This window comes from Psychrobacter sp. H7-1 (genome assembly GCF_904846585.1).
Classification (GTDB): Bacteria; Pseudomonadota; Gammaproteobacteria; order Pseudomonadales; family Moraxellaceae; genus Psychrobacter; species Psychrobacter raelei.
The window spans coordinates 1-5183 of record NZ_CAJHBH010000073.1; the positions used below are offsets into that span (position 1 = coordinate 1).

General features: G+C 41.0%; 5 protein-coding genes and 2 tRNA genes. 3 read left to right on the plus strand and 4 right to left on the minus strand.

Annotation, left to right across the window (positions count from 1 at the left end):
- The first annotated feature begins 148 nt into the window (after positions 1-148).
- A complete protein-coding gene (locus tag JMX92_RS12975) occupies positions 149-754 on the plus strand; it encodes a YjiH family protein (protein ID WP_201546087.1) in 606 nt (201 codons plus the stop codon).
- 188 nt (positions 755-942) lie between these two features.
- Here the strand turns inward: JMX92_RS12975 and JMX92_RS12980 are convergent.
- From JMX92_RS12980 to JMX92_RS12990, 3 genes are all read right to left on the minus strand, one after another.
- Positions 943-1019, minus strand: a tRNA-Asp gene (locus JMX92_RS12980).
- A 56-nt stretch (positions 1020-1075) separates the two neighbouring features.
- Positions 1076-1151, minus strand: a tRNA-Val gene (locus JMX92_RS12985).
- A gap of 213 nt (positions 1152-1364) precedes the next feature.
- On the minus strand, positions 1365-1799 hold the full coding sequence (locus tag JMX92_RS12990) for a hypothetical protein (protein ID WP_201546088.1): 435 nt from the start codon (positions 1797-1799) through the stop codon (positions 1365-1367).
- A gap of 385 nt (positions 1800-2184) precedes the next feature.
- Here JMX92_RS12990 and JMX92_RS12995 point away from each other — a divergent pair, with 385 nt between their 5' ends.
- Positions 2185-2733, plus strand: coding sequence for a cysteine hydrolase family protein (locus JMX92_RS12995; RefSeq protein WP_011960720.1), 549 nt, complete (start codon positions 2185-2187; stop codon positions 2731-2733).
- Positions 2734-2938: 205 nt separating this feature from the next.
- A complete protein-coding gene (locus JMX92_RS13000; RefSeq protein ID WP_011960719.1) occupies positions 2939-3874 on the plus strand; it encodes a hypothetical protein in 936 nt (311 codons plus the stop codon).
- Positions 3875-3883: 9 nt separating this feature from the next.
- Here the strand turns inward: JMX92_RS13000 and JMX92_RS13005 are convergent, their stop codons facing one another.
- Positions 3884-4834 carry a WG repeat-containing protein gene (locus tag JMX92_RS13005; protein WP_201546089.1) on the minus strand — a complete coding sequence of 317 codons (951 nt, stop codon included), beginning with the start codon at positions 4832-4834 and terminating at the stop codon, positions 3884-3886.
- Positions 4835-5183: the final 349 nt, after the last annotated feature.

Below are 5183 nucleotides of genomic sequence, written 5' to 3' on the forward strand. Positions count from 1 at the left end.
GTAGTCGTCTTTAGCTTCAATTAGCATACGGACGGCGCGCTCTTTCATTTCGGGGGTATAGTTTCGTGTTTTCATTGTCGTATTCTCTCAGATAAATGAGTCTCTGACAATCCCGGGGCGGTTCATTTACTTTTGGACGACGCTGTTTGTGACCTTCTTAGTCACCGCTATAACTGTTCACATATACCCTTTACGTAATATGCCTGAAGAATATATTGATGGTACACCAAAGCAAGTAGAGAGCAATTTCACAGATGGCGAATCAAGAATTAGATATGCTTTTAATGAGGGTCTAAAAGCTGCTGGTAGTGCTAATAATATTTTTGAAAATATTCTAATTAATCTAAAAGATAGCTTGTTGATGACTATGAGCATCTTGCCAACTATTCTATCTATTGGCATTATTGCCTTGGTATTGGCGGAATATACTTCATTATTTGACTTACTAGCCTATATTTTTTATCCCTTTACTTATCTGTTACAGCTCCCTGATCCAATGTTAGCGGCTAAAGCTTCAGCTTTAGGTATTACAGAGATGTTTTTACCCCCACTATTAGTTGCTGAGGCAGATATCATAACTAAGTTCGTCATTGCTGTAGTTTGTATCTCATCTATTATTTTCTTCTCTGCTAGTGCACCAAGTATCTTATCTACTGATATTCCAATTAAAGTACGTGACTTGGTTATAATTTGGTTTGAAAGAACCGTACTGAGTCTGATAATAGTAACTCCAATTGCGTTCATGATATTTTAAGGTCTAGTATTCATTAACTGCACCCCGTAAGTTAGGTATAACTTATGGGGTATTTATATTTACATTCCCACTGTATTTATAGCGGGAGAAGAGGTAAGTGTAGAACCAACAGACACAAAAAAACCTCAAGTATAAATACTTGAGGTTGAAACTGTTAAGCTAAATAAAGCTTATTAAGTTTTAAAATATGGCGCAGCGGACGGGACTCGAACCCGCGACCCCCGGCGTGACAGGCCGGTATTCTAACCAACTGAACTACCGCTGCTTAGGTCGCTTTAGAATGTTTAGCCACTTTCTAAAAAAGTGGTACTCTATAAAGAGTGGTGGGTGATGACGGATTCGAACCGCCGACATTCTGCGTGTAAGGCAGACGCTCTACCAACTGAGCTAATCACCCTGAATGTAGGAGCGTATTATATAGAATATTTCCAAGGTGTCAAATATATTTTTTATAGTAATTTTTGTCAGCTAATTTGACCATAAAAAATGCTCGAACAAAAATTAATTTGTACGAGCATCCATAATACTAGCGTCTTCTTTAGTGGGTTAAACAAACTTAGTGGGGTAAAAAACTCACAAATATAGGCTAAGTTGTTCGGTGATAAAATAATTATTGAGCTTTGATAACATCCCAAGCACCAAATTTACCATCACCATTTTTATCACCTGGCTTGGTATCATTCGCATAGAAGTACAAAGGCTTACCATTCATCGCCCACTGATATTGACCATCATCACGCTTGATTGTGGTCAATTGACCCTTAGTCATTGAGGCTTTAGGCGCTAAAAAGGCAGGCCATGCAACCAGACATACTTTGCCACAATTAGATTGGTTAAGATCGTCTTTGTCATAAGTATATAGGGTCATATGGTTGGTTGAGTCTACTAATACACCATTCATTTTTGTGACAGGAGATGAGTTGTTTTGCATGCTATGTACGTCATGCGTACCTGTTGTGTCTTCACCGGCGACATTTTTTAGAGTAGTACAGCCTGTAAAAGCCATGCTGCCAGCTACCAAAGCGGTAAGTAATAAAGCTTTCATAATGATATCCTTGAATGAATTAAAATTGTTTTACATCCTATAAATGCCGGCATTAAGAATTTAATAATTCAGTTTTTAACGCTGTATTGGAAAGAGACCAAATGGCTTTATTGACTTGATAGTACAGGATAAGCAGTTAAGAAAGCGTTAAGTTTTTGTAGGTTTTTAGGTGTGGTTTAAGAGACGCACAGATCACCACCATATTGCGCCGGCCAACTACGGCTGCTATCTGGTGCGTTTATAGACCACCCTAGCAGTTTCAACAGTGGGTTTTGGTTCAGATGTCGTTATTGACCTGTTATGTGTCCATATAGACACTCGTTAGTTTAGCGCTGTGCTTGTATGATAGAGACTCACACTTAATTTAAAAAAAAGAGAAACGACTATGAACCCACAAGCCCTTATCGTTGTAGATATCCAAAATGAGTATTTTGAGCAAGGTAAACTGCCGCTGGTAGGTATCAATGCTGCTGCAGATAAAGCAGCTTTGGTGATTGAGTCTGCCAGACAAAAAGGTCATACCGTTATCCATGTTCGTCATGAGATGCCCTCGGCCGATGCGCCAATTTTTACACCTGGCACTGAGGGTGTGGCCATTAATGACAAGGTAAAGCCTATAGATGGCGAGACGGTTATTGTGAAGCATTACCCCAACTCTTTTCGTGAGACCTCTCTTAAGACTTTGCTAGATGAAGCGGGTATAACGCAGGTAACGGTGATTGGTGCGATGAGTCATATGTGTATTGACGCCACGGTCCGCGCCGCCGTAGATTTTGGTTATACCACCACCACAATCCATGATGCCTGCGCCACCCTTGACCTTGAGTTTAAGGGTACCAAAGTTCCAGCAGCTCAGGCGCATGCCACCATTATGGCTGCTATTGAATTTTTGTATGGTGAAGTGATTGATGCCCAAACCTGGATTGAGCGTTAATTTAACCGGTATGTCAGGGCTGTTTTGGGGTGTCATTTAAGATTATGCACCAAAACAGTGATAGGGTTTGTAACCTAATAAGAATCACTGTATAAAGTAGGGTCTAAAAATAAGAATTGCTTAGACCTTACTGCTGTTTTGATGTGTATCACACAGGCAGTAGGCTAAATAAGCGTTGATGAATATACGTTTTAGGAACAAGGTCATGCTTCGTTTTATTGCGCGTCATAGCACCTTAATTATGCCACTTTGCGCAGTTGTGGGTTTTATTTTCCCAAGTTTATCCAATGCGGTATTGGCCTATTTGCCTGAAGTGTTGTTCTTCTTGATGTTTTTTACGTTGCTGGGTATTGATCAATACGCATTAGTCAAGCGCATTGCAACAAGCTATGTGTGGGGCTTTGCTGTATTTCAAAGTGCGGGCATGAGCCTAATACTGGTGTTCATAAGTTACCTGCTGGGTGTGCGAGGTGATTTGCTGTTGGCCATTGCTGGGCTTGGTGCCACAGCGCCTTTATTTGGCAGTGGCGCACTGGTCAATGCGGTGGGGTTTGATGCTCAGCTGGCTATGGCAAAGACCATTGCTGCTACCTTGGTAATGCCGTGTGCGCTACTGGGTGTATTGTGGGCGTTAGGGGATAAACATGCTCATTTAGATCTGGCGACTTATGTCAAGCGCTTGGTGGTGTATATAATCATGCCGATGGGCTTGGCTGTGCTGGCACGCCGCTTCATTGCCCCCACCATTTTATCCCGCTATTATCCCAAAATTGGACAGTTCAATATCTTATTGCTCATGCTTTTTCCGCTGGGGCTCATGGCAGGGTTTCGAGGTACCTTTGATCAAGATCCGTGGCAGGCGCTATCTTTATTAGCGCTTAGCTCTGTATTGGCATTATTGTTTTATTTCAGCGCTTATGTTATCTATCGGCGCTTTGGTTATGAGAATGCCATTGTCGCAGCCATAGTATGTGGTGGGCGTAATGTGTTACTGGCTTATACCATTACCGTTCCGTTTATGGGTGCTTTGTTTTTACCATTATTAGGCGCCTTTCAGTTACCGGCGTTTTGCTTACCACTGCTTGGTAAATATATGGTCAAGCATCATAAGCAAAACGCGCATTTGCAAGAAAGTAGATAGAGCGTGGCCTTAACGATAAAGATCTGCTTGTGCTTCATACCAGTCTGAGAAGACTTTCTTTTTAATGACCTTGCCTTGGGTGTTAAGGGTATAGCGGGTTACAGAGCCATTGTTGCCGACGTTATACATGTTAATAGTGCCATTTTCATAAACCCCGCCATCTACATCCATAGCGTCGCCTTCAGGTTCGATATAGGCATTGTCATAAATAGGTGTCACAATTACCTTGCCTGTTTTATTAATAATGCCCCATTTACCATTTTCATAATCACCGACTCGAACAGCAGCTAAACCTTGCGAAAAAGGCATCGCAGCATCCCATCTAGCACTGACTACCACCTTGCCGTTAGTATCGATAAAGCCTGACTTTCCTTGACCCCATGGCTCTGTGCTAAACTTCGCCAAACCATCAGAATAGTCCTCTAGATCATTGAATTTGAAGGGGATAACGGTTTTGCCAGATTTATTAATTACCCCGCATTTGTCATTCTTACAGACGACAGCACGAGCTTTATTAAAGTCGCCAGCTTTTTGATATTGATAAGGAAGAACCAGTTTTCCAGCTTTATTCATATAGCCATATTTACCATCTTCGCCCATAGGCCCATCTTTATAGACGGCGACAACACCTTCGTGGAAATCTCTAAAGATGATATTTGGATAGAACATCTGGGTATTAAGCTTAACAGGAATGGCCAATTTGCCTGACTCATTGATATAGCCGGTATAGTAGGCATCTTTATCAGGGTTGTTGGCAGACTTACCCACGTATGCCATACCGTCTGAGATATCACCACAAAAATCATATTTGGCCGGCACGACCACTTGGCCTTTCTCATTTTTAAAGCCACAAGCATCGTCGTTTGAAAAGGATTTTAATGTGGCAGAAGCTGGGATGGTAAGGCTTAGGCAGGTTAGTGCTAGGGTTAAGGTGGCGGCTGTTTTTATCACAGTATTCATTGGTTATCATCCTTGGACATAATTATGGGAATGTTATTTAAGCTTAGATTTAATGTGTATTTAATTATCTATTGTTTTTAGCCGAGATTCAAAAAAATTTTAAGTTTTATCATAAATAATAAAGCTAATAATAATGATTACCATTTGCAATATTACAAAAATGTTGCTAAAGTACGCCTGCTTTATTATCAAACAGTTACCATCTTTTCTGTTCTATACAGTGCATAGGTATCTACACAAATTTACTAGCCGCATCAGCGAATTGACGTAGTTTGTCAGGGGAATAATGATTTACCAGTTCGTTAAAATTAAGCCACTGGAACAATCCTGCCATCACAGCAGGTGCGGT